A 21,142-nucleotide genomic window follows, 5' to 3' on the forward strand; every position below is an offset into this window, starting at 1 on the left:
AAAAAAAGATATTGCGCACTCGCCCACCCGGCACTAGAATTAGTCTCAGTCGCGATCGATACCACTAGATATAGTGGTGCAGCGATTCCCCGAAACGGGCTGTTCAGTTGTTCCTCGACCGAGGTGTAGTGGGTGGGCGATGAACAGCTCTCCCTTCAAACGTGCGCATCGGCGCAGGCACCGGCAGGCGTCCGGCGCGAACCGCCGGCATGGATTTGCATGAACGTCTGAACGCCGCAGGTACCGGGCGTTCTAATTAATAACCAAGCAGCCGACCCGCTGTCGAGATTCATCAGGAGGCGAGATGCACTCAACGCAAGAACTTTCCATCACCAACACTGCAGGCCTGGTCCCTGCGCAGACCGCCGCCTCTGCCGGCAGCACCGCGAACCTGAAGGTCAGCCTCGGCGACTACAAGATCATCCGCCGCAACGGCGCAGTCGTCGGCTTCGAGCCGTCCAAGATTTCTATCGCGATGACGAAGGCCTTCCTCGCCGTAAACGGCGGTCAGGGCGCGGCGTCCGCCCGCGTGCGCGAGCTGGTCGAGCAGCTGACCGCCGACGTGGTGTCCGCGCTGGTGCGCCGCCAGCCGGCCGGCGGCACCTTCCACATCGAGGACGTGCAGGATCAGGTGGAGCTTGCGCTGATGCGCTCGGGCGAACATGACGTCGCCCGTTCCTACGTGCTGTATCGCGCCAAGCGGATGGAAGAGCGTGCGCAGCAGCAAGCCGCAAAGCCTGGCGATGCACCGCAGCTGCATGTGACCGAAGACGGCCGCAGCCGGCCGCTCGACGTGGCGGAAGTGCGGGCGCTGATCACCGCCGCCTGCGTCGGCCTCGAGAAGCATGTGGACGCGGAAGCGATCCTGGCCGAGACGGTGAAGAACCTGTACGACGGCGTCCCCGTCGAGGAGCTGCACAAGTCCGTGATCCTGGCCGCCCGCGCGCTGATGGAAAAGGACCCGGCCTACAGCAAGGTCACCGCCCGCCTGCTGATGCATACCGTGCGCAAGGAAGTCTTCGGCCAGGAAGTCGCCCAGGCCGACGCCGCCGCACACTATATAGATTACTTCCCGAAGTTCATCAAGAAGGGCATCGCCGCCGACCTGCTCGATTCCAAGCTGGCCCAGTACGACCTGCAGACGCTGGCGGAAGCGCTGCAACCGGAACGCGACCTGCAGTTCGGCTACCTCGGCCTGCAGACCCTGTATGACCGCTACTTCCTGCACATCGACGGCACCCGCATCGAAATGCCGCAGGCGTTCTACATGCGGGTGGCGATGGGCCTGGCCCTGAACGAGGTCGACCGCGAGGCGCGCGCGATCGAGTTCTACAACCTGCTGTCCTCGTTCGACTTCATGAGCTCGACGCCGACGCTGTTCAACTCCGGTACCCAGCGCTCGCAGCTGTCGTCCTGCTACCTGACGACCGTTTCGGACGACCTCGACGGCATCTACGAGGCAATCAAGGAGAACGCACTGCTGGCCAAGTTCGCCGGCGGCCTGGGTAACGACTGGACCCCGGTGCGCGCGCTCGGCGCCCATATCAAGGGCACCAACGGCAAGTCGCAGGGCGTCGTGCCCTTCCTGAAGGTCGTCAACGACACCGCCGTCGCGGTCAACCAGGGCGGCAAGCGCAAGGGCGCGGTCTGTGCCTACCTGGAAACCTGGCACATGGACATCGAGGAATTCCTCGACCTGCGCAAGAACACCGGCGACGATCGCCGCCGCACCCACGACATGAACACCGCGAACTGGATTCCCGACCTGTTCATGAAGCGCGTGATGGAGAAGGGCGAGTGGACCCTGTTCTCGCCGTCCGATGTTCCCGACCTGCACGACAAGTTCGGCCGCGCCTTCGAGGAGGCCTATACCGGCTATGAAGCCAAGGCTGCCCGCGGCGAGCTGAAGCTGTTCAAGAAGGTGCAGGCGAACGACCTGTGGCGCAAGATGCTGTCGATGCTGTTCGAGACCGGCCATCCGTGGATCACCTTCAAGGATCCCTGCAACATCCGTTCGCCCCAGCAGCACGTCGGCGTCGTCCACAGCTCCAACCTGTGCACCGAGATCACGCTCAACACCAACGACTCCGAAATCGCGGTCTGCAACCTCGGTTCGGTCAACCTGCCGGCACACATGAAGGACGGCAAGCTCGACCACGCCAAGCTGCAGAAGACCATCCGCACCGCGATGCGCATGCTGGATAACGTGATCGACATCAATTACTATGCGGTGAAGAAGGCGCGCGACTCCAACCTCCGCCATCGTCCGGTCGGCATGGGCATCATGGGCTTCCAGGACTGCCTGCACATGATGCGGGTGCCGTATGCCTCGAACGATGCGGTCGAGTTCGCCGACCGTTCGATGGAAGCCGTCTGCTACTACGCCTACTGGGCCTCGACCGAGCTGGCCGAGGAGCGCGGACGCTACAGCTCCTACCGCGGCTCGCTGTGGGACCGCGGGATCCTGCCGCAGGACTCGCTCCGGCTGCTGGCCGAGGAACGCGGCGGCTATCTCGAGGTCGACACCTCGGAGAGCATGGACTGGTCCGCGCTGCGCGCCCGCATCAAGGAGCACGGCATGCGCAACTCGAACTGCGTGGCGATCGCCCCCACGGCGACGATCTCGAACATCATCGACGTCTCCGCCTGCATCGAGCCGACCTACCAGAACCTCTATGTGAAGTCGAACCTGTCGGGCGAGTTTACGGAGATCAACGAGCACCTGGTGCGCGATCTGAAGGCACGCGGCCTGTGGGACGAGGTGATGGTCGCCGACCTGAAGTACTTCGACGGCAGCCTGGCCAAGATCGACCGCATCCCGCAAGACCTGCGCGATATCTATGCCACGGCATTCGAGGTCGACCCGAAGTGGCTGGTGGAAGCCGCCTCGCGCCGCCAGAAGTGGATCGACCAGGCGCAGTCGCTGAACATCTACATGGCGGGCGCGTCCGGCAAGAAGCTCGACGAGACCTACAAGCTGGCCTGGCTGCGCGGCCTGAAGACCACGTACTACCTGCGCACCATCGGCGCGACGCACGCCGAGAAGTCGACCACGAAGGCCGGCGCGCTGAATGCGGTTTCCGCCAACGCCGGCCCGATCGGCGCCGCCGCGGCCCCGGCTGCACCGGTCCCGGCCGAAGACATCGCCGGCCCGGCCTGCATGCTGCGCCCCGGCGACCCGGGCTTCGAAGAGTGCGAAGCCTGCCAGTAAGATGAAACGATGGGCCGGCGCCGCGCGAGCGGCGCCGGCATGCACCACAAGCCATCAGATAACGATACCTGCAAGGAAGAATGAATATGCTTAGTTGGGATGACGAAGTATCTCCTGCCGCCCGGCCGGCCCATGCGCCGCAGCCCGGCATGTCGCCGGCTGCCGCGTCCCGCCCGCTGTCCCCGGATGCCCAGATGAACGCGCAGCTCACCAATGCGGCGCTCAACCCCGCGCTGGTCGCGAAGCCGGTCGCCGGCGAAGAGTCGCGCCGCGTGAATGCCGCCGACAAGCGCATCATCAACGGCCAGACCGACGTCAACCAGCTCGTCCCGTTCAAGTACAAGTGGGCGTGGGACAAGTACCTCGCCGGCTGCGCCAACCACTGGATGCCGCAGGAAATCAACATGCAGCGCGACATCGAGCTGTGGAAGAACCCGAACGGCCTGACCGAGGACGAGCGCCGCATCATCAAGCGCAACCTCGGCTTCTTCGTGACCGCCGATTCGCTCGCGGCAAACAACATCGTGCTCGGCACCTACCGCCATATCACTGCTCCCGAATGCCGCCAGTACCTGCTGCGCCAGGCCTTCGAAGAGGCGATCCACACCCACGCGTACCAGTACATCGTCGAGTCGCTCGGCCTCGACGAGGGCGAGATCTTCAATGCCTATCACGAGGTCACCTCGATCCGCGACAAGGATGAATTCCTGATCCCGTTCATCGACGTGCTGACCAATCCCGAGTTCAAGACCGGAACGGTCGAAGCCGACCAGACGCTGCTGCGTTCGCTGATCGTGTTCGCCTGCCTGATGGAGGGCCTGTTCTTCTATGTGGGCTTCACGCAGATCCTTGCGCTGGGCCGGCAGAACAAGATGATGGGCGCCGCTGAGCAGTATCAATACATCCTGCGGGACGAGTCGATGCACTGCAATTTCGGGATCGACCTCATCAATACAATCAAGCTCGAAAACCCGCACCTGTGGACCGCGGAATTCCGCGACGAGATTAAATCGTTGTTTTTGCGCGCGGTGGAGTTGGAATATCGCTACGCAGAGGATACAATGCCGCGTGGAGTGCTCGGACTGAATGCACCAATGTTCAAAGGGTACTTGCGATTCATCGCGAATCGCCGCGCACAGCAGATCGGTCTCGATCCGATGTTCCCGCAGGAGGAGAATCCCTTCCCCTGGATGAGCGAGATGATCGATCTGAAGAAGGAGCGCAACTTCTTCGAGACACGTGTGATCGAATACCAGACCGGCGGCGCGCTGAGCTGGGAATAAGAAGCAAAGGCAGTGTGTCTGGCGTGCGTACAGAAGCAAAGCGCATCGTAAGTGGAGACAGCAGTCGACCCGTACCCGGGAAAGCAAACCGAAGCGGGTCGACATGTAAACCCGAAGGGCTTACACCAATTGATGGACAGTAGACGAACGTATCGGTCATCTCTGTATTCGCCGCTGACCCCGACCATGTCGGGAAAGGCGGCTTTTGCTCTGAAAAACCAGGTGGTTTTTTACAATCTGTATTCCGACGCCGGCATTGTGGCCGGCGTTTTTTTTGGCTACGGCAACCGCAGCGCCTGTTGAGCGCGCGGTGAAGTCCTCCGTCCCCGCTGGCGCGCAGCGGCGACCCGAAGAAGAGAGGCGTAGCTGAATGAGGCTGAAGTGCTGCATGTATGAGGTGATGCAGCAGTTCAGCTGGTGCCGAATTCATTAGCGCAAGCAGACGCTTGCTTGTGCCGATGAATAATCCGTATGCCTCATCGCGATGCGGCATGCGGGTTTCCAACCTCGTAGTTTGAACTTTCTCATCACGTGAAGGAGAAACAAATGGCAACAGCAAAGAAAGCAGCTGCTAAGAAGCCTGCGGCGAAGAAGGCAGCGGCCAAGAAGCCGGCAGCGAAGAAAGCAGCAGCAGCCAAGAAGCCGGTAGCGAAGAAGGCAGCAGCAGCCAAGAAGCCGGTAGCGAAGAAGGCGGCAGCAGCCAAGAAGCCCGCAGCGAAGAAGGTCGCGGCGAAGAAGCCGGTAGCAAAGAAAGCAGCAGCAAAGAAGGTCGCCGCCAAGAAGCCGGTAGCCAAGAAAGCTGCAGCGAAGAAGGTCGTCGCCAAGAAGCCCGTAGCCAAGAAAGCTGCAGCAGCCAAGAAGCCGGCTGCGAAGAAGGCCGCTGCGAAGAAGCCGGTAGCCAAGAAGGCTGCAGCAGCCAAGAAGCCGGCTGCGAAGAAAGCCGCTGCGCCGAAGAAGGCCGCTGCGCCCAAGAAGGCAGCTGCACCGAAGAAGGCAGCAAAGCCGGCAGCAAAGCCGGCAGCTGCACCCGCGGTGAAGACCGTGCTGAACCCGGCAGCGGCCTGGCCGTTCCCGACCGGCACCCGTCCGTAATCGTCGAGCTTGCTCGCACGCCTGATTAAGTTCAGGCAAAATGCCCGTTGCGTGGCGCCACGCTGCACAACGGGCATTTTCTTTGGGAGATCGGAAACGTGCTGAACAGCATACTTACGTTGATCGTCGACAGCATCGCCGCCATCCTCGGCGGTGTGCTGCTGTTGCGCTTCTGGATGCAAGTCGTGCGCGTGCGGCCGCCGTCCGCACTCGGCCAGTTCATCTTCCAGCTGACGGACTGGCTGGTTCGTCCGCTGCGCCGCGTCCTGCCTGGCGCGGGCGGCTACGACTGGGCAAGCCTGATTGCCGCTCTGCTGGTGATCCTTCTCGCCGTGGCGATAAATCTCGCGATCTTCTCGCGCTTCAGCGCCGAACTGCTGGTCCTGCTGACCCTGATCCGGTTCTTCGAATGGGTGTTCTATGGCTTCATGGGCCTGCTCATCATCGAGGCGATCTTCAGTTGGGTGAATCCGCACGCTCCCCTGGCGCCCTTCATCCGCGCACTGAATGATCCGTTGCTGCGCCCGTTGCGCCGCGTCGTGCCGCTGATCGGCGGCATCGACCTGTCGCCGCTCGTTGCCCTGATTCTGCTGCGCATTGCGCTGATGCTGGTCACCTCGCTGCTGCTTTCCCTTGCATGAATCCCACCTGGTGCAGCGCCACCGCCGGTGGCCTGCGCATCAGCGTCCAGCTCGCGCCGAACGCAAAAACGAACGAAGTAGGCGGCATCCACGACGGCGCACTCAGGATTCGCCTGCAGGCGGCGCCGATCGACGGCAAGGCGAATGAGGCTTTGCTGCGCTTCCTGGCCGAACGGCTGGGGGTCCCGAGAAGCAGGGTCGTGCTGGTGCACGGACAGACCAGCAGGCGAAAGGTGGTGGATGTGCAGGCAGTGATGCCGGTCGAACAGGCAGAGGCCTGCCTGCTCAGCGCGTCACGCGGGTGATGCCGTTCGTGGTGGTGACACGCACCGGGTCGCCGATGCGGAAGCGGTCGCCGGGGTCGACCTGGTAGGTCTGCACCTCGCCGCTGTCCAGCCTCACGGTCAGTTCCGTACGTTGAGAAGACTTCGAGGATTCTTCCACATGCTGGCCGGCCATGCTGCCGCCGACCGCGCCGCCGATGCTTGCCACGGTGCTGCCGTGACCGCTGCCGATCGCGCTGCCTGCAACGCCGCCGAGGATGGCACCGACGAAGGAGCCGATGCCCGTTCCCCGTCCTCCCCGGATCGTCACGTCACGCATTCCCGTCACCTGGCCGTTGCGCACCACCGTCGACCCCTGGGTAGATGACGTGACCGGGTCGGAAGCGCATGCAGCCGCCAGCACGATAACTGCGCAGCCGATGACGCCTGAAATTGTCCTGTTCATCCACGGTCCTCCCGATTCGGTCCCGCCGCGCTTGTCCGTCCTCCGGTTCAGAAGCGATAGCCGAACGCGGAGTGGAAGCGTTCTTCGATTTCCGGCCGCGTCGGGCAATGATTCTGGCCGCCCTGGTGGCCGATCTTGATTGCGCCCATCAGGCTCGCAAGGCGGCCGGTCGTGAACCAGTCCATGTCCTTGCCCAGCCCGTACAGCAATCCGGCGCGGAAGGCATCGCCACACCCGGTCGGATCGATCGCCTGCTCGACCGGCACGCAGGGGATGTCGAGGCGCTTGCCGTCAGTGTAGATTTCCGCCCCTTGTTCGCCCCTGGTGACGATCAGGGCCGAGGTACGCTGTGCGATCTGGTCGAGGGTGAGTCCGGTGCGTTCCATCAACAGTTCGGCCTCGTAATCATTGACCGCCACCCAGGTGGCCAGTTCAATGAAGTGCTGCAGCTCTGCCCCATTGAACATCGGCAAACCCTGGCCGGGATCGAAAATGAACGGCACGCCGAGCGACGCGCAGTCCGCCGCATGCTGCAGCATCCCGTCGCGTCCGTCCGGCGCGACGATCGCCAGCTTTACCGGCCCAGCGTCGGCGATCCTGTTCTCATGCGAGCAGGACATCGCGCCGGGATGGAAGGCGGTGATCTGGTTGCCGCCGGCATCCGTCGTGATGAATGCCTGCGCAGTGTAGGAAGAAGCGATGCTGCGCACGCAGCGGCGTGAGATCTGCAGCTGGTCGAGCCGGTCGAGATAGGGCTGCGCATCCTGTCCGACCGTCGCCATGATCAGCGGGTCGCCTTCCAGCAGCCGCAGGTTATATCCGATGTTGCCGGCACACCCGCCAAACTCGCGCCGAATCTCCGGCACGAGGAAGGCGACGTTGATCTTGTGCAGCTGGTCGGCGAGCAGCGCCTCGGAAAAGCGTCCCTGGAACAGCATGATGGTGTCGAACGCCAGCGAACCGCAGATTAAGGATGTCATGATGCCTGCCTGTAGATAGATGTAAGAGCCTGGCGCGGAACCGCTCAGGGATAGAAAACGTAGACGCGGTAGCCCGAGGCCTGCACCTGCGCCAGCTCGAAGTACAGCTTGACCGGCTGCTCGCTGCGTGCCGCGAAACCGCCGGCGGCATCCTGGGCGGCGGGAAGATAGTCGCGCGGAACGAACACCCGCCGCAGGAGCGGCTTTTCGTGTGCGTCGTTGAGCGTCAGCTCGATGTACGGCCAGGCCTCGACCGTGCTGCCCTGGTTGCGCAGCAGGACCGTGAGCGCGAAGCGGTTGCTGTCGCTGGACTCGGCCTGCAGCTCGCTGGACTCGATGGAGACGCTGTCGATCTGTGCCGGCAGGCCGACCTGGCAGCCCAGCAGGCCGCAGGCAGCGGAAAGCGCCGGGCGCGCAGCGGGGAAACGGGCGGCGATCTGGTCGCGGAAGGCGATGGAGGCCTGCAGCAAAAACGCCAGCAGCAGGAAAGCGCTGCCGGCGCCGAACACGCTACGGGCCGCCTGTCCGAGGCGCTGCCGCCTGCGCGCCTGGCGCACGAAGGCCGGCTCTTCATAATCGGCGGCATCGGCCTGGTCGAGCGGATCGGCGTCGGGGGCCTGTTCCGCTTCGTCGGCATTCCGCCATGGCTTGTTCTGCAGGTCGTTGATCGCCTGCTCGACCGGATCTTCCTGCTCTACCGCGGGCGCAGGCGCTGTCCCGGCCTCGGCGGCGGGCTCGGGATTCCCACCGGGCTGTGTATCGGTGGATGCCTGGCGGGGCACATGCGCGAAATCCAGCAGCGTCATCCGCAGCATCGGGTTTTCCGGCTTTTGCTCTTCCGCTTCCGGCGGTTGCTCGGCAGCGTTTGCCTGCGGCGCGCCCGACGGCCCGCCCTGCAGCAGCGCCGCGATGTCGGTTTCGGTATTGGGGGCCGCGCCGGTCGCGGGCGCAGCGGAGGAGGGGGATGGGGCCGGCGGGGTGGCGTTGGGCTGTCCGTCCTCATCCAGGCGGAGCAGGTTCTCGATGCCGTTGAAGATCTGCTTGCACGAGCCACAGCGCACCAGCCCGGCGCGCAGCTTCAACTGGTCATGCGCGACCCGGAATATCGTCTGGCAATGGGGACATTGGGTCGCGAGCGCCATGTCTCAGCGTGCGGCGGCGGCCTGGCCTGCCAGCGCCACCCAGCCCTCGTGTTCGGCCCAGACGGTGAGCACGATGAACGGCGCATACGCCGCAATGACCTCGTCCGCCTGGCGTGCCAGCACGCCCGACAGCACCAGATGCCCGGAAGACGCAACACGCGACGACAGCATCGGCGCCATCAGCTTGAGCGGGTTGGACAGGATGTTGGCGACGACCAGGTCGAAGCGCCTGGCCTGCGCGCTGCCGGCAAAGTCCTCCGGCAGGAAGTAGTCGATGCGGCAGTGGTTGCGTTCGGCGTTGTAGCGGGCGGACTCGATTGCCTGCGGATCGATGTCGACGCCGCAGACTTCAGCCGCGCCGAGTTTTTCCGCGACCATTGCCAGGATCCCGGATCCGCAGCCATAGTCGAGCACGCTGCCACGCGGCGGATGCTGCTCCAGCCACTCCATGCACAGGCGGGTGGTGGGGTGGCTGCCGGTGCCGAATGCGAGACCGGGGTCGAGCTCCAGCACCAGCCCGTTCGGGTCCGGCGCTTCATGCCAGCTCGGTACCACCCAGATGTTGCGGCCGATGTGAATGGGTTCGAACTGCGACTGCGTCACCCGCACCCAGTCCTGTTCCGCCACCGGGCGCAATGTGAAGTCGGGCGCCGGAACGACGCCGCATGCTTCGGCTGCGAGCCGGACAATGTCGCCATGGTCGGCATCCTCGTCGGCCAGCGCCACCACCCGGCTTCGGTCCCACGCCGCTTCGGATGGCTCCATGCCGGGCTCCCCGAACAGCGGGCGCTCGGCATCCGTTCCTTCGTCTGCGTCTTCGACCGACACCGACAGTGCGCCAGCCTCCATCAGTGCATCGGACAATGCCTCGGCCTGCCCGCGTGCGACTTCGATGACGATTTCGGTCCAGCTCATGGCGTCCTTGTGCTTACTGCTTGCCGTTGGCATTGCCCTTCGGCAGGTCCGGCTTGTTCGCCAGCTTCTGCTCCAGGTAGTGGATGTTGGTGCCGCCCTCGATGAAGCGCGCATCCACCATCAGCTCGCGATGCAGCGGGATGTTGGTGAGGATGCCCTCGACCACCATTTCCGACAGCGCGATCTGCATGCGCTTGATGGCCTGATCGCGGGTCGCGCCATAGGCGATGACCTTGCCCACCATGGAATCGTAGGTGGGCGGCACGAAATAGCCGGTGTACGCATGCGAGTCGACGCGGATACCCGGGCCGCCGGGCGGATGCCAGGCGGTGATGCGGCCGGGCGACGGCGTGAACTTGAACGGGTCCTCGGCATTGATGCGGCATTCGATCGCATGGCCGGAAAGCTCGATGTCGCGCTGGCGGAAGCGCAGCTTCTCGCCTGCCGCAACGCGGATCTGCTCCTGCACCAGGTCGACGCCGGTGATCATCTCGGTGACAGGATGCTCAACCTGGATCCGGGTGTTCATTTCGATGAAATAGAACTCGCCGTTCTCGTAGAGGAATTCAAAGGTGCCTGCACCCCGGTAGCCGATCTTGCGGCAGGCCTCGGCGCAACGATCGCCGATGCGTTCGATCAGCTTGCGCGGAATGCCCGGCGCCGGTGCCTCTTCGATCACTTTCTGGTGCCGGCGTTGCATCGAGCAGTCGCGCTCGCCGAGCCAGATGGCGTTCTTGAACTCGTCGGCCAGGACCTGGATTTCCACGTGCCGCGGGTTCTCCAGGTACTTCTCCATGTAGACTTCCGGGTTGCCGAAAGCGGCGCCGGCCTCGGTCTTGGTCATCGTGACCGCGTTCAGCAGCGCGGCCTCGGTATGCACCACGCGCATTCCGCGTCCGCCACCACCACCGGCTGCCTTGATGATCACCGGGTAGCCGATCTTGCGCGCGATGCGGATGATTTCCTTCGGGTCTTCCGGGAGCGCACCCTCGGATCCGGGGACGCAGGGGACGCCGGCCTTGATCATCGCATGCTTGGCCGACACCTTGTCTCCCATCATGCGGATCGAATCCGGACGCGGACCGATGAAGACGAAACCGCTTTTCTCGACCCGCTCGGCAAAGTCGGCATTCTCCGACAGGAAGCCGTAGCCGGGATGGATCGCCTCGGCGTCGGTGACTTCCGCGGCGCTGATGATCGCCGGCATATTGAGGTAGCTCTGCGACGATGGCGCCGGGCCGATGCAGACCGATTCGTCGGCCAGCTTGACGTACTTGGCTTCGCGGTCCGCCTCCGAATGGACGACCACGGTTTTAATGCCCATTTCACGGCACGCGCGCTGGATGCGCAGCGCAATTTCACCGCGATTGGCAATCAGGATTTTCTCGAACATGTTGTGGGTGTGAAGCTGGATGCGACGGTTTGAGCAGGGATGCTATATATATAGGCGCGGGCCGGCATCGCCGGCGATCCGTTCCTAGCCGATCACAAACAGCGGTTGGCCGAATTCCACTGGCTGGCCGTTCTCCACCAGGATCTGCTTGATCACGCCGGCGGCGTCGGCGTCGATCTCGTTCAGCAGCTTCATTGCTTCGATGATGCACAGCGTGTCGCCCTGCTTTACGGTGGCGCCGACCTCGACGAACGGGGGATTGCCCGGTGCGGAAGCGCGGTAGAAAGTGCCGACCATCGGCGACTTGACGACATGGCCTTCCGGTTCGGCCGGGGCTGCGGCAACCGGGGCGGCTGCCGCGGCGGGCGCCGGCGCCGATGCCATCACGGTTTGCGGCTGCTGCGGCATCATCACGACCTGATTCTGCGGCGTGCCGGAGGATTTGACGATACGGACTTTGCTTTCGCCTTCTGTCACCTCCAGCTCGGCGATGTCTGATTCGGCCACGAGGTCGATCAGCGTCTTGAGTTTTCGTAGATCCATATGAAAATCCTTCAGTCTTATTAGGTAGGTATTGCTATCGAGTCGCCACGATTATAAATGTTGGTGGCGAGATAAAGAAAATTAGAGCTTTTTGAGCGCAAAATCGATCGCAGCGCGGTAGCCCTCCACCCCCAGCCCGCAGATCACGCCCACGGCAACCGCCGACAGGTAGGAGTGATGGCGGAACGTCTCGCGCTGATGGACATTGGAGATATGCACTTCCACGAAACGGATGGCCACGCTGGTCAGGGCGTCCCGCAGGGCGACACTGGTGTGGGTGAGGCCGCCGGGATTGATGACGATGGCGTCGACGCCGTCGGCGCGTGCCGCGTGAATGCGGTCGATCAGCGCTCCTTCATGATTGCTCTGGAATGCGACAAGTCGGGCGCCTGCCTCCGTGGCCTGCGCCACGGCGGCACGTTCCACGTCGGCCAGCGTCACGGTTCCATAGACTTCCGGCTCGCGCGTACCCAGCAGGTTCAAGTTGGGGCCGTTGAGCAGAAGGATGTTCTTTGCCATGGAGATGCAACTCCGTTTGACGAGGATGGCGCATTTTGCCGCCAAATCATACTTTCTGGCAAGGACAAAGATATCGCCGTCCGTCAGAGCGATGCAAGGTCCTTCTTCAGTTCGTCCATCTTCAGCCGGCCGATATAGGTCTTGCGGACGGCGCCCTGCTTGTCGATCAGCACGGTAAACGGAAGGCCGCCGGCCTGGTTGCCGAACCGTCGCGACAGTTCGGTGCCCGTCATGCCGCCCGCATAAAGCGGATAGCTGATTTTGTACTTGGTTCCAAATTCGGCGATATTGGCGGGAGAATCGATACCAATGCCGAGTATCTGCACCTGTCGCGGCGCCAGCTCCTGTTGCAGGGCGGACAACTCGGGCATCTCGTCCACGCACGGGGCGCACCAGGTGGCCCAGAAGTTGACCACCATCGCGCGTCCTTTCCATTGCGATAACGATTGCGGCGTGCCGCTGCTGTCATTCATGGTCTGGGCGAGGAGGGCCTGGACGGCGGCAGCCTCGGCGGGGAGGGGCGCCGTCTGCCGATGCCCGAGGTAGACGCCCAGGCCGGCGAAAAGCAGCGCGACCGCTGCAAAAATGACAATCTTTCCTTTCATGCTTCTTCGCTATCGTTGATCAGGGTTCGCAGGATTTGCACGTCGGCCCGGACCAGCTTGCCGTCGGGCGTCTTCAGCGCGCCGCGCAAATCGTCAATCTCGTAGAGCGCGAGATGGACGCCTTCGTTTTTCCAGAGGAAGCTCAGAACCTCCACCGGCTCGTCGCGCTTTCTGAAATGCGGGCTCTCGGACACTTCAAAGTCGACATTCTTGTTGATCAGGAAAATCTCAACCTCCTTTGCGCTTTCGGCGAACAGCTGGAGGTGGATATCGGAATGCTCGCCCGCGGTGCCGTTGAGGACGGCGCCGGTCAGGTACGGGCTGAAGCGTTCGAATTCCTGCATGAGCTGCAGCGCAACCCGGCGCAGATGCCGCAACCGTTCCGGCTGCGTATCGGCAAAGAAGAGTTCGTTGTAGAGCCGTACTTCTTCTTCGATCTGGCCGTTATCGGGCATGTACTCGCCGCGAACCTTCGTGTTTCCCAGCACTTGCCGGGCGGCCTTGCGCTTGGCCGTGCCGTAGTCGGCGCCGTCCTCGGCGATCATTCGCGCGGCGGCGGCGGCGATCTCGGCGCGCAACGCTTCGAGGCTGTTGGTGAAATTGCTCATGGCCGCGATGATACTCCGTAAGGATGGATGGCGCGGGTCGGGTAGAATTCCGGTTTCCCCGACGGCCGGAAACCGGGTGGCCGTATCGCCTGGCGCGCGCTTGCCCCCCTTGGACCTTTCCACGGCCGGTTCAGTCAGATTTTTATTTCGCGACACTGCATATGCATATCCACATCCTCGGCATCTGCGGCACCTTCATGGGCGGCCTGGCCGTGCTGGCAAAGGAAGCCGGGCACCGCGTCACGGGCTGCGACGCCAACGTCTATCCACCGATGAGCACCCAGCTCGAGGCACAGGGCATCGAGCTGATCGAAGGGTTCGATCCGGCGCAGGTCACGCTGCAGCCCGACCTGTTCGTGATCGGCAATGTCGTTTCACGCGGCAATCCGCTGATGGAGGAAATCCTCAATCGCGGCTTGCCCTACACCTCCGGTCCCCAATGGATAGGCGAGCATATCCTGCGCGACCGGTGGGTGCTGTCGGTCGCAGGTACCCACGGCAAGACGACAACCGCGTCGATGCTGGCATGGATCCTGGAAGATGCCGGCTACCATCCGGGCTTCCTGATCGGCGGGGTGCCGATGAACTTCGGCATCTCGGCCCGGCTGTCGGGCCGGGAAAACGGCTCCAGTTTCTTCGTCATCGAGGCGGATGAATACGACACGGCGTTCTTCGACAAGCGCTCGAAGTTCGTCCACTATCGCAGCAGGACGGCGATCCTGAACAACCTGGAGTACGACCATGCCGACATTTTCCCGGACCTGACGGCGATCGAGACCCAGTTCCATCATCTCGTGCGGACCGTGCCCCAGGTCGGCCGCCTGGTGGTCAACGGCCGCGAGGATGCCCTGCGGCGGGTGATCGACCGCGGCTGCTGGAGCGACTTGGAGCGGTTCGGCGGCGCCGACGGGCAGGGCTGGACGATGCGTGACCAGGAGGACGGCAGCTTCGACGTCCTGTTCAACGGAGAAGAACTGGGCAGGGTGCGGTGGGAACTCACCGGCGAGCACAACCGCATGAATGCGCTGGCGGCGATTGCCGCCGCGCGGCACGTCGGCGTGACGCCGGCCGTCGCCATCGACGCGCTGTCCCGCTTCGTCAGCGTCAAGCGGCGCATGGAAGTGCGCGGCGTGGTCAGGGACATCACCGTCTACGACGACTTTGCCCACCACCCGACGGCGATTGCCACCACGGTCGGTGGACTGCGCAGGAAAGTCGGCGGCGCGCGCATCCTCGCGGTGCTCGAGCCGCGGTCCAACACCATGAAGCTGGGTACGATGAAGGAGGCGCTGCCGGCCAGCCTGGGCGATGCCGACCTGGTGTTCGGCTATGGCGCCCGCAGCGGCAAGGACGCGCTCGGCTGGGACCTCGGCGAGGCGCTCGCGCCGCTGGGCGACAAGGCCGGTGCCTGGGACGACATCGGCACGCTGGTCGACGCCATCGTTCGTGCGGCGCGCCCCGGCGACCATGTGCTGGTGATGAGCAACGGCGGCTTTGGCGGGGTCCATCAGAAGATCCTCGACGCGCTGGCGCAATGATTCTTTATCTGCACGGCTTTCGTTCCTCCCCGCAATCGTTCAAGGCGCGACTGCTCGGTGATCGCATGCGCGGGCTCGGGCTGTCCCACCGCTATGCCTGTCCGCAGCTGCCCGCCTCGCCGGCGGCCGCGGTGCAACTTGCGCGCGATCTGGCGGCAGGCGCGCCGCCGGCCGGGCTGACCCTGGTCGGCTCTTCGCTGGGCGGCTACTACGCAACCTGGCTGGCGGAGCAACTCGGCTGCAGGGCCGTGCTGCTGAACCCGGCGGTCAAGCCGCCGCGCGACCTCGAGAAATACGTCGGCGTGACCACCGCCTACCACTCGGACGAACGATTCGAGTTCAAGCGTGAATACATCGACGAGCTGAAGGCACTCGAAGTCCCGCACATTACGCGCCCCGAGCGCTATTTCCTGATCGCCGCGACAGGGGACGAGGTGCTCGACTGGCGCGAGATGCGGGACCACTATCCAGGCGCGGCGCGATGCATCATCGATGGCAGCGACCATGGCATCTCCGACTTCGCGTTATATGCGGACAGGGTGCTGGCCTTTGCGGGCCTCGGCACGGGGGTGGCGCCGTGAATGATTGTCGCGTCGCGCATGCGCAATGGCATGCGCATGTCAACGGCGTCGATGCCGGGATGCTCATGCGGGGCTGGCTGACCGACACCATGTCGCTCACGGCCAAGCTGCAGCGCCACTGCGGCCACTTCCGGGTACAACGGCTGGCGCAGAGCAACAACGCCTGCCTGCCGGATGAACGCGCGCTGCTCGGCCTGCCACGGCGGCTGCAGGTGCAGGCGCGCGAGGTGCTGCTGCGCTGCGACGGCCGGCCGGTCGTCTATGCCCATACCGTCGTGCCCCTGTCCGCCAGCGCCGCCGACTGGCCGTTTTTCCGCCGGCTCGGGGAACGCTCCCTGGGCTCCACCCTGTTCGGCGATCCTCGCGTGCGGCGGGGGTCTCTGCAGTATGCACGGCTGCATAGCCGGCATCCGCTGGCACGCCGCGCCGCGGCCGCGCTGGGCACGCCGCTCGACGCGCCGCTGCTGGCGCGCCGCTGCCTGTACCGGCGCCGCCGGGGCCTGCTGCTGGTCACCGAACTGTTCCTGCCCGCCATCGTTGCGCTGCGCTTGCAGCGCCAGGCCGGGCCCGATCTCCTGAACGCTGCATAAGCGAAGCAATAATGAATCTATTTTTTGAAGAGTCCGGCGAGTTCAAGGCCGGCGCAGTATTGTCCCAGCAGGGTGAAGCGTTCCAGGTCGAGATGGCGACCGGAAAGCGGTCCAAGGTGAAATCGCGCGACGTGCTGCTGCAGTTCGCTGCGCCGGAGCCGGGACAGCTGATGACCGAAGCCCGTGCGCTGGCCGACGAGATCGACCTCGACTTCCTGTGGGAAGTGGCGGGCGAGGAGGAGTTCGGCTTTGCGGAACTGGGCGGCGAGTATTTCGGCCACGAGCCGAAACCGGTCGAGGCGGCCGCACTGCTGCTGCGCCTGCACGCGGCGCCCGTCTATTTCTATCGCAAGGGCCGCGGACGCTACAAGGCCGCGCCCGAGGATTCCCTGAAGGCGGCGCTGGCCGGCATCGAGCGCAAGAAGCAGCAGGCCCTGGTACAGGCGCAGTACGTCGACGAACTGAAGGCCGGCCGCCTGCCGGAAAGCTTCCGCCCGCTGGCGATGCAGCTGCTGTTCAAGCCCGACAAGAACAGCATCGAGTACAAGGCGCTGGAGGCGGCCGCGAACGAAATGCAGACGACGCTGCATCGGGTCATGCTCGCCGCGGGAGGCGTCGCCTCCCCGAAGCAGCTGCACTTGGGGAAATTCCTGCATGAATACTTTCCGAAGGGGACCGGCTTCCCGGCGCTGGCGGTCCCGCCGGTGCCGGCGCTGCCCGAGGCGCCGGTGCAGGCGTTCTCGATCGACGACGTGACGACCACCGAGATCGATGACGCCCTTTCGGTGACGCCACTGGCCGATGGCAGGGTAAGGATCGGCATCCATATCGCCGCGCCCGGCATCGGCATACGGCGGGGCGACACGCTCGACGCGATCGCCCGCCAGCGCCTGTCGACGGTGTATATGCCCGGCGACAAGATCACCATGCTGCCCGACACACTGGTCGATGCATTCACGCTGGCCGAGGGCCGCAGCTGCCCGGCGCTGTCCCTGTATGCCACGCTCGACACTGCGACGTGGACGGTGCTCGGCACGGAAACCCGGGCCGAACTGGTGCCCATCGCAGCCAACCTGCGCCATAACGACCTGGACCACCTCGTCACGGAGGAAAACCTTGCCGCCGGCGCAGGCGACTATCCCCACAAGACCGACATCGCCGTGCTATGGCAGTGGGCGCAGGCGCTCGAACAGGCGCGGATGGAAAAGCGCGCGGCATTCGGCCTGAAGCCCGAGCAGACCAACCGGGTCGATTTCAATTTCTACGTGGAGGACGATGTGGTCAGCATCGTCAGGCGCAAGCGGGGCGCACCGCTGGACAAGATCGTGGCCGAGCTGATGATCTTCGCCAACAGCACCTGGGGCAAGCTGATGCACGACTCGGGCGTACCCGGCATCTACCGCGCCCAGGGCGGAGGCGGGAGCGGAGGCGGCTGGGGCGCGCGCATGCAGGTCCGTATGCTGACGCACGCGGCGCCGCACCAGGGCCTGGGTGTCGACCAGTACGCATGGAGCACCTCGCCGCTGCGGCGCTACACCGACCTCGTCAACCAGTGGCAGATCCTGGCCTGCGCCGAGCACGGCGTCACCGCGCCGCTGGCCGCGCCGTTCAAGCCGAAGGACGCGGACCTGTTCGCCATCGTGTCGGCCTTCGACGCCGCATATGCGGCCTACGCCGATTTCCAGTCGGGCATGGAGCGCTACTGGTGCCTGCGCTGGCTCAGCCAGGAAAACGCAAGGATGGTCGACGCGGTCGTCCTGAAGGACGAGATACTGCGCCTGGTTGACATTCCGCTCATCATTCGCCTTCCCGGCATGCCGCAGGCAGCCCGCGGCGCGCAAGTCCGGCTCGAGTTGATCCGGTGGGATGAAGTCGATCTCTCGATCGAGGCGCGTGTTGTCGAAGTGGTCAATGCGGCAGCGGGAACGGCGGATGTCGCCGATGAGGCCGATCCGGTCGATGACGAAATCGCCACGACCGACACCGAGACTGGCGCGGAATCGGTACAGCAATAAAAACTGCCGGGTCCCGGGTCGCCCTTTATCGTAAAATCCCGGGGTTATCCAACGCCTGATTGTCGCCGCGTGAAGTTACTCCTACCTGAAAACCGCACCCTGGCCATTGCCATTGCGGCGTCGGTGCTGGCGCATGGCGCGCTGCTGGCGGTGCGTTTCGCCGCGCCCGATGCATTTCGCTTCAAGCCCGCCGATCCCGGCCTGGAGGTCATTCTCGTCAATGCCAAGCATGACAGGAAGCCGCTGAAAGCCGAGGCACTGGCGCAAGCCAACCTGGACGGCGGCGGCAACGCCGACGCCGGCCGCGCGAGTTCCCCCCTGCCTGACATGCGCCGTCACGAAAATGGCGACGGCGTGGCGGCGATGCGCCGTCGCATCGAGGAACTCGAGCGGCAGCAGCGCATGCTCGCCCAGGCCAACCGCAAATCGCCGCTGGCCGCACCGCCCACCAAGGAGCAGGCGGTGCCGAAGGAAAACCTGCCGCGTCCGGAGGCCGACGACGTGGCCGACAGTGCCCAGGAAATCCTGCGTCGGGAAGCCGAGATCGCCAAGCGCATCGAGGATGAGAACAAGCGGCCGAAGAAGACCTTCATCTCCCCCAGCACGCGTGAGGTCGGCTATGCAATGTATTTCGACACGGTGCGCCAGCGCATCGAGAAATTCGGCACGCTGAATTTCCCGCAGAAGGACGGCCGCAAGCTGTACGGCGAGCTGACCCTCTCGATTTCCATCTTCCATGACGGGCAGATCTACACCGCGGACCGCGACGAAGGCGTGGTCGTCGAGCGCTCTTCCGGCAATCCCGCCCTCGATCAGGCGGCCCGCCGCATCGTGCAGCGCGCCGCGCCGTTCGGTGCGTTCGCCAAGAACATGCGCAGCAGCGGCAAGGACGATGTGTGGGTGATGACGACCCGGTTCAAGTTCACGCGCGACGACGGCCTGCAGGCTGAAATGTCCGGGGGACGCAATTGAGCGGGCCCGAACGCTACGCGGTGATTGGCAATCCGGTCGCCCACAGCCGGTCGCCGGACATTCATGCATGGTTCGCCCGGGAGACGGGGCAGGAACTGGTGTATGAACGCCTGCTGGCGCCGCTCGACGGTTTCCGCGCCGCGGTGGAACAGTTCATCGCGGCAGGCGGCAAGGGCGCAAATGTCACCGTGCCCTTCAAGCTCGAGGCGCACGCCCTCGCACAAGAATTGAGTCCGCGCGCGCGGGCCGCCGGCGCGGTCAACACGCTGCGCTTCGCTCAGGGGCGCATCTACGGCGACAACACCGACGGCGTCGGCCTGGTCACCGACATCGTGCGCAATGCCGCGAGCCCGATGCGCAAGAAGAAGATCCTGCTGCTTGGCGCCGGCGGCGCGGCGCGCGGGGTGATCCTGCCGATCCTGGCAGAGCGGCCGGCGCAACTGGTGATCGCCAATCGCACGCCGGAGAAGGCGCGGCAACTGGCGACGCAATTCGCCGCCGACGGTCCGGTCGCCGCCTGCGGATTTGAAGAAGTGCACGTGCCTTTCGACATCATCATCAATGCCACCTCGGCCAGTCTTGGCGATGCGCTGCCGCCGGTCGACCCGGTGGTGTTCGGCAGCGGCACGCTCGCCTACGACATGATGTACGGCCGCGAGGCCACGGTATTCATGCGCTTTGCGCGCGGCCACGGCGCAGTGATTCGCGACGGGCTCGGCATGCTGGTGGAGCAGGCCGCCGAGTCGTTTTCGGTCTGGCGCGGCGTGCGCCCGCGTACCGGCGAACTGCTCTCCTGGCTGCGCGACCGGCTCTGACATGAAGAAGCCGCTGCGCAAGCTCCTGTTCTGGATGCTGGCCGCGCCCCTGCTCGCGGTACTGGTGATCCAGCTGTACTTCCTGATCCAGATCTGGTGGTGGATCGATCACAACCCGCGCTCCACCAGTTTCATGGACCAGCAGTTGTCCGTATTACAGGAGAAATCGCCGAATGCCCGCCTCAAGCACAAGTGGATACCCTACGACCGTATTTCCAATCATCTGAAGCGGGCCATCATCGCAGCCGAGGACGCAAATTTTTCGGAGCATGAGGGGGTCGACTGGCAGGCGCTGCAGAAAGCGTATGAAAAGAACACGAAGAAGGGCAGGGTCGTGGCAGGCGGCTCCACCATCACCCAGCAGCTGGCGAAGAACCTCTTCCTGTCGGGCGAACGCAGCTACCTGCGCAAGGCGCAGGAAGTGGCGATCACCTACATGCTGGAGGCGATGATGGACAAGGAACGGATCTTCGAGATCTACCTCAACGTCGTCGAGTGGGGCGTTGGCGTGTTCGGAGCGGAGGCGGCGGCGCAGCACTATTTTGGCGTGTCGGCGGCCGCGCTTGGCCCGGCCCAGGCCGCGCGTCTCGCCGTCATGCTGCCGCGCCCGCGCTACTACGACAAGCACCGTGGATCGGCTTATCTCGCGCGGCGCACGGAGCTGATCCTGCGCCGGATGAATGCGGCCGACCTGCCGTAGCGGCGGATCGAACCCGCCGCGGCGTGACCGGTCATAACGCCAGGCGCAAACGCGGCCGCAGCGGCTTGCCTGATGCTATTGTTGTCAGTACACTTGCGCTGTTTTTGTTCCCGGAGACCCGTCTTGGGTAGTCCCAGTACACACAGTCGACCGTTATCCGACGGTAGATCGGCGAGTTAGCGCTGCCCGGTTCCCATCCAAGCGCCTCTCGCCTCAGGCGGGGCGCGTCCAGGCCGCAAGCACGGCCGCGTTCCTGAAGAATTGAACCAG

Annotated in this window: 21 protein-coding genes; 12 read left to right on the top strand and 9 right to left on the bottom strand. The window is 64.3% G+C overall.

Features of this window, described 5'->3' with window-relative positions:
- Nucleotides 1-304: 304 nt before the first annotated feature.
- The 5 genes from VIM12_RS09215 (at nt 305) to VIM12_RS09235 (ending at nt 6,532) form a co-directional block, all read left to right on the top strand.
- Nucleotides 305-3,211: a ribonucleoside-diphosphate reductase subunit alpha gene (locus VIM12_RS09215; protein ID WP_331941314.1), complete on the top strand. Its 2,907-nt coding sequence runs from the start codon at nt 305-307 to the stop codon at nt 3,209-3,211.
- Nucleotides 3,212-3,297: 86 nt separating this feature from the next.
- The gene (locus VIM12_RS09220; RefSeq protein ID WP_331941364.1) at nt 3,298-4,494 is read left to right on the top strand and encodes a ribonucleotide-diphosphate reductase subunit beta; all 1,197 of its coding nucleotides are present in this window, start codon (nt 3,298-3,300) and stop codon (nt 4,492-4,494) included.
- A gap of 546 nt (nt 4,495-5,040) precedes the next feature.
- The gene (locus VIM12_RS09225; RefSeq protein ID WP_331941315.1) at nt 5,041-5,586 is read left to right on the top strand and encodes a histone H1-like DNA-binding protein; all 546 of its coding nucleotides are present in this window, start codon (nt 5,041-5,043) and stop codon (nt 5,584-5,586) included.
- Nucleotides 5,587-5,684: 98 nt separating this feature from the next.
- Nucleotides 5,685-6,227, top strand: a complete 543-nt coding sequence (locus VIM12_RS09230; RefSeq protein WP_331941316.1) for a YggT family protein — start codon at nt 5,685-5,687, stop codon at nt 6,225-6,227.
- Complete coding sequence (locus VIM12_RS09235) at nt 6,224-6,532, top strand: DUF167 domain-containing protein (RefSeq protein ID WP_331941317.1); 309 nt, start codon at nt 6,224-6,226, stop codon at nt 6,530-6,532. The genes VIM12_RS09230 and VIM12_RS09235 overlap by 4 nt, the downstream gene beginning before the upstream one ends.
- On the opposite strand, the gene VIM12_RS09240 is transcribed toward VIM12_RS09235, so the two are convergent.
- The 9 genes from VIM12_RS09240 to VIM12_RS09280 form a co-directional block, all read right to left on the bottom strand.
- Nucleotides 6,513-6,956, bottom strand: a complete 444-nt coding sequence (locus tag VIM12_RS09240) for a glycine zipper 2TM domain-containing protein (RefSeq protein ID WP_331941318.1) — start codon at nt 6,954-6,956, stop codon at nt 6,513-6,515. The two genes, VIM12_RS09235 and VIM12_RS09240, sit on opposite strands and share 20 nt — an antisense overlap.
- Before the next feature lie 47 nt (nt 6,957-7,003).
- Entirely contained in the window at nt 7,004-7,936 is a 933-nt protein-coding gene (locus VIM12_RS09245) for a carbohydrate kinase family protein (protein WP_331941319.1), read from the bottom strand.
- 44 nt (nt 7,937-7,980) lie between these two features.
- Nucleotides 7,981-9,078: a DUF3426 domain-containing protein gene (locus VIM12_RS09250; protein WP_331941320.1), complete on the bottom strand. Its 1,098-nt coding sequence runs from the start codon at nt 9,076-9,078 to the stop codon at nt 7,981-7,983.
- Nucleotides 9,079-9,081: 3 nt separating this feature from the next.
- Nucleotides 9,082-9,993 carry a 50S ribosomal protein L11 methyltransferase gene (gene prmA, locus VIM12_RS09255; RefSeq protein ID WP_331941321.1) on the bottom strand — a complete coding sequence of 304 codons (912 nt, stop codon included), beginning with the start codon at nt 9,991-9,993 and terminating at the stop codon, nt 9,082-9,084.
- Nucleotides 9,994-10,006: 13 nt separating this feature from the next.
- Nucleotides 10,007-11,386, bottom strand: coding sequence for an acetyl-CoA carboxylase biotin carboxylase subunit (accC, locus tag VIM12_RS09260; RefSeq protein WP_331941322.1), 1,380 nt, complete (start codon nt 11,384-11,386; stop codon nt 10,007-10,009).
- Nucleotides 11,387-11,470: 84 nt separating this feature from the next.
- A complete protein-coding gene (gene accB, locus VIM12_RS09265) occupies nt 11,471-11,929 on the bottom strand; it encodes an acetyl-CoA carboxylase biotin carboxyl carrier protein (protein WP_331941323.1) in 459 nt (152 codons plus the stop codon).
- Nucleotides 11,930-12,010: 81 nt separating this feature from the next.
- Nucleotides 12,011-12,448: a type II 3-dehydroquinate dehydratase gene (gene aroQ / locus VIM12_RS09270; RefSeq protein WP_331941324.1), complete on the bottom strand. Its 438-nt coding sequence runs from the start codon at nt 12,446-12,448 to the stop codon at nt 12,011-12,013.
- Between the two features lie 83 nt (nt 12,449-12,531).
- Nucleotides 12,532-13,053, bottom strand: coding sequence for a TlpA disulfide reductase family protein (locus VIM12_RS09275; protein ID WP_331941325.1), 522 nt, complete (start codon nt 13,051-13,053; stop codon nt 12,532-12,534).
- Nucleotides 13,050-13,661: a hypothetical protein gene (locus tag VIM12_RS09280; protein ID WP_331941326.1), complete on the bottom strand. Its 612-nt coding sequence runs from the start codon at nt 13,659-13,661 to the stop codon at nt 13,050-13,052. Before VIM12_RS09280 ends, VIM12_RS09275 begins: the two co-directional genes overlap by 4 nt.
- Before the next feature lie 161 nt (nt 13,662-13,822).
- Between VIM12_RS09280 and mpl the strand changes: the two genes are divergently transcribed.
- The 7 genes from mpl (at nt 13,823) to mtgA (ending at nt 20,872) form a co-directional block, all read left to right on the top strand.
- Nucleotides 13,823-15,199, top strand: a complete 1,377-nt coding sequence (mpl, locus tag VIM12_RS09285; protein ID WP_331941327.1) for a UDP-N-acetylmuramate:L-alanyl-gamma-D-glutamyl-meso-diaminopimelate ligase — start codon at nt 13,823-13,825, stop codon at nt 15,197-15,199.
- Entirely contained in the window at nt 15,196-15,780 is a 585-nt protein-coding gene (locus VIM12_RS09290; protein ID WP_331941328.1) for a YqiA/YcfP family alpha/beta fold hydrolase, read from the top strand. The genes mpl and VIM12_RS09290 overlap by 4 nt, the downstream gene beginning before the upstream one ends.
- A gap of 59 nt (nt 15,781-15,839) precedes the next feature.
- The gene (locus VIM12_RS09295) at nt 15,840-16,370 is read left to right on the top strand and encodes a chorismate--pyruvate lyase family protein (protein ID WP_331941365.1); all 531 of its coding nucleotides are present in this window, start codon (nt 15,840-15,842) and stop codon (nt 16,368-16,370) included.
- 11 nt (nt 16,371-16,381) lie between these two features.
- Nucleotides 16,382-18,385 (top strand): ribonuclease catalytic domain-containing protein, encoded by a 2,004-nt coding sequence (locus VIM12_RS09300; protein WP_331941329.1) that lies wholly within the window; start codon nt 16,382-16,384, stop codon nt 18,383-18,385.
- A gap of 69 nt (nt 18,386-18,454) precedes the next feature.
- The gene (locus tag VIM12_RS09305; protein WP_331941330.1) at nt 18,455-19,357 is read left to right on the top strand and encodes a TonB family protein; all 903 of its coding nucleotides are present in this window, start codon (nt 18,455-18,457) and stop codon (nt 19,355-19,357) included.
- Nucleotides 19,354-20,172 carry a shikimate dehydrogenase gene (gene aroE / locus VIM12_RS09310; protein ID WP_331941331.1) on the top strand — a complete coding sequence of 273 codons (819 nt, stop codon included), beginning with the start codon at nt 19,354-19,356 and terminating at the stop codon, nt 20,170-20,172. Before VIM12_RS09305 ends, aroE begins: the two co-directional genes overlap by 4 nt.
- Nucleotide 20,173: 1 nt before the next feature.
- Nucleotides 20,174-20,872 (top strand): monofunctional biosynthetic peptidoglycan transglycosylase, encoded by a 699-nt coding sequence (mtgA, locus tag VIM12_RS09315; protein ID WP_331941332.1) that lies wholly within the window; start codon nt 20,174-20,176, stop codon nt 20,870-20,872.
- Nucleotides 20,873-21,142: the final 270 nt, after the last annotated feature.

This window comes from Noviherbaspirillum sp. (assembly GCF_036563305.1).
Lineage (GTDB): Bacteria > Pseudomonadota > Gammaproteobacteria > Burkholderiales > Burkholderiaceae_D > Noviherbaspirillum.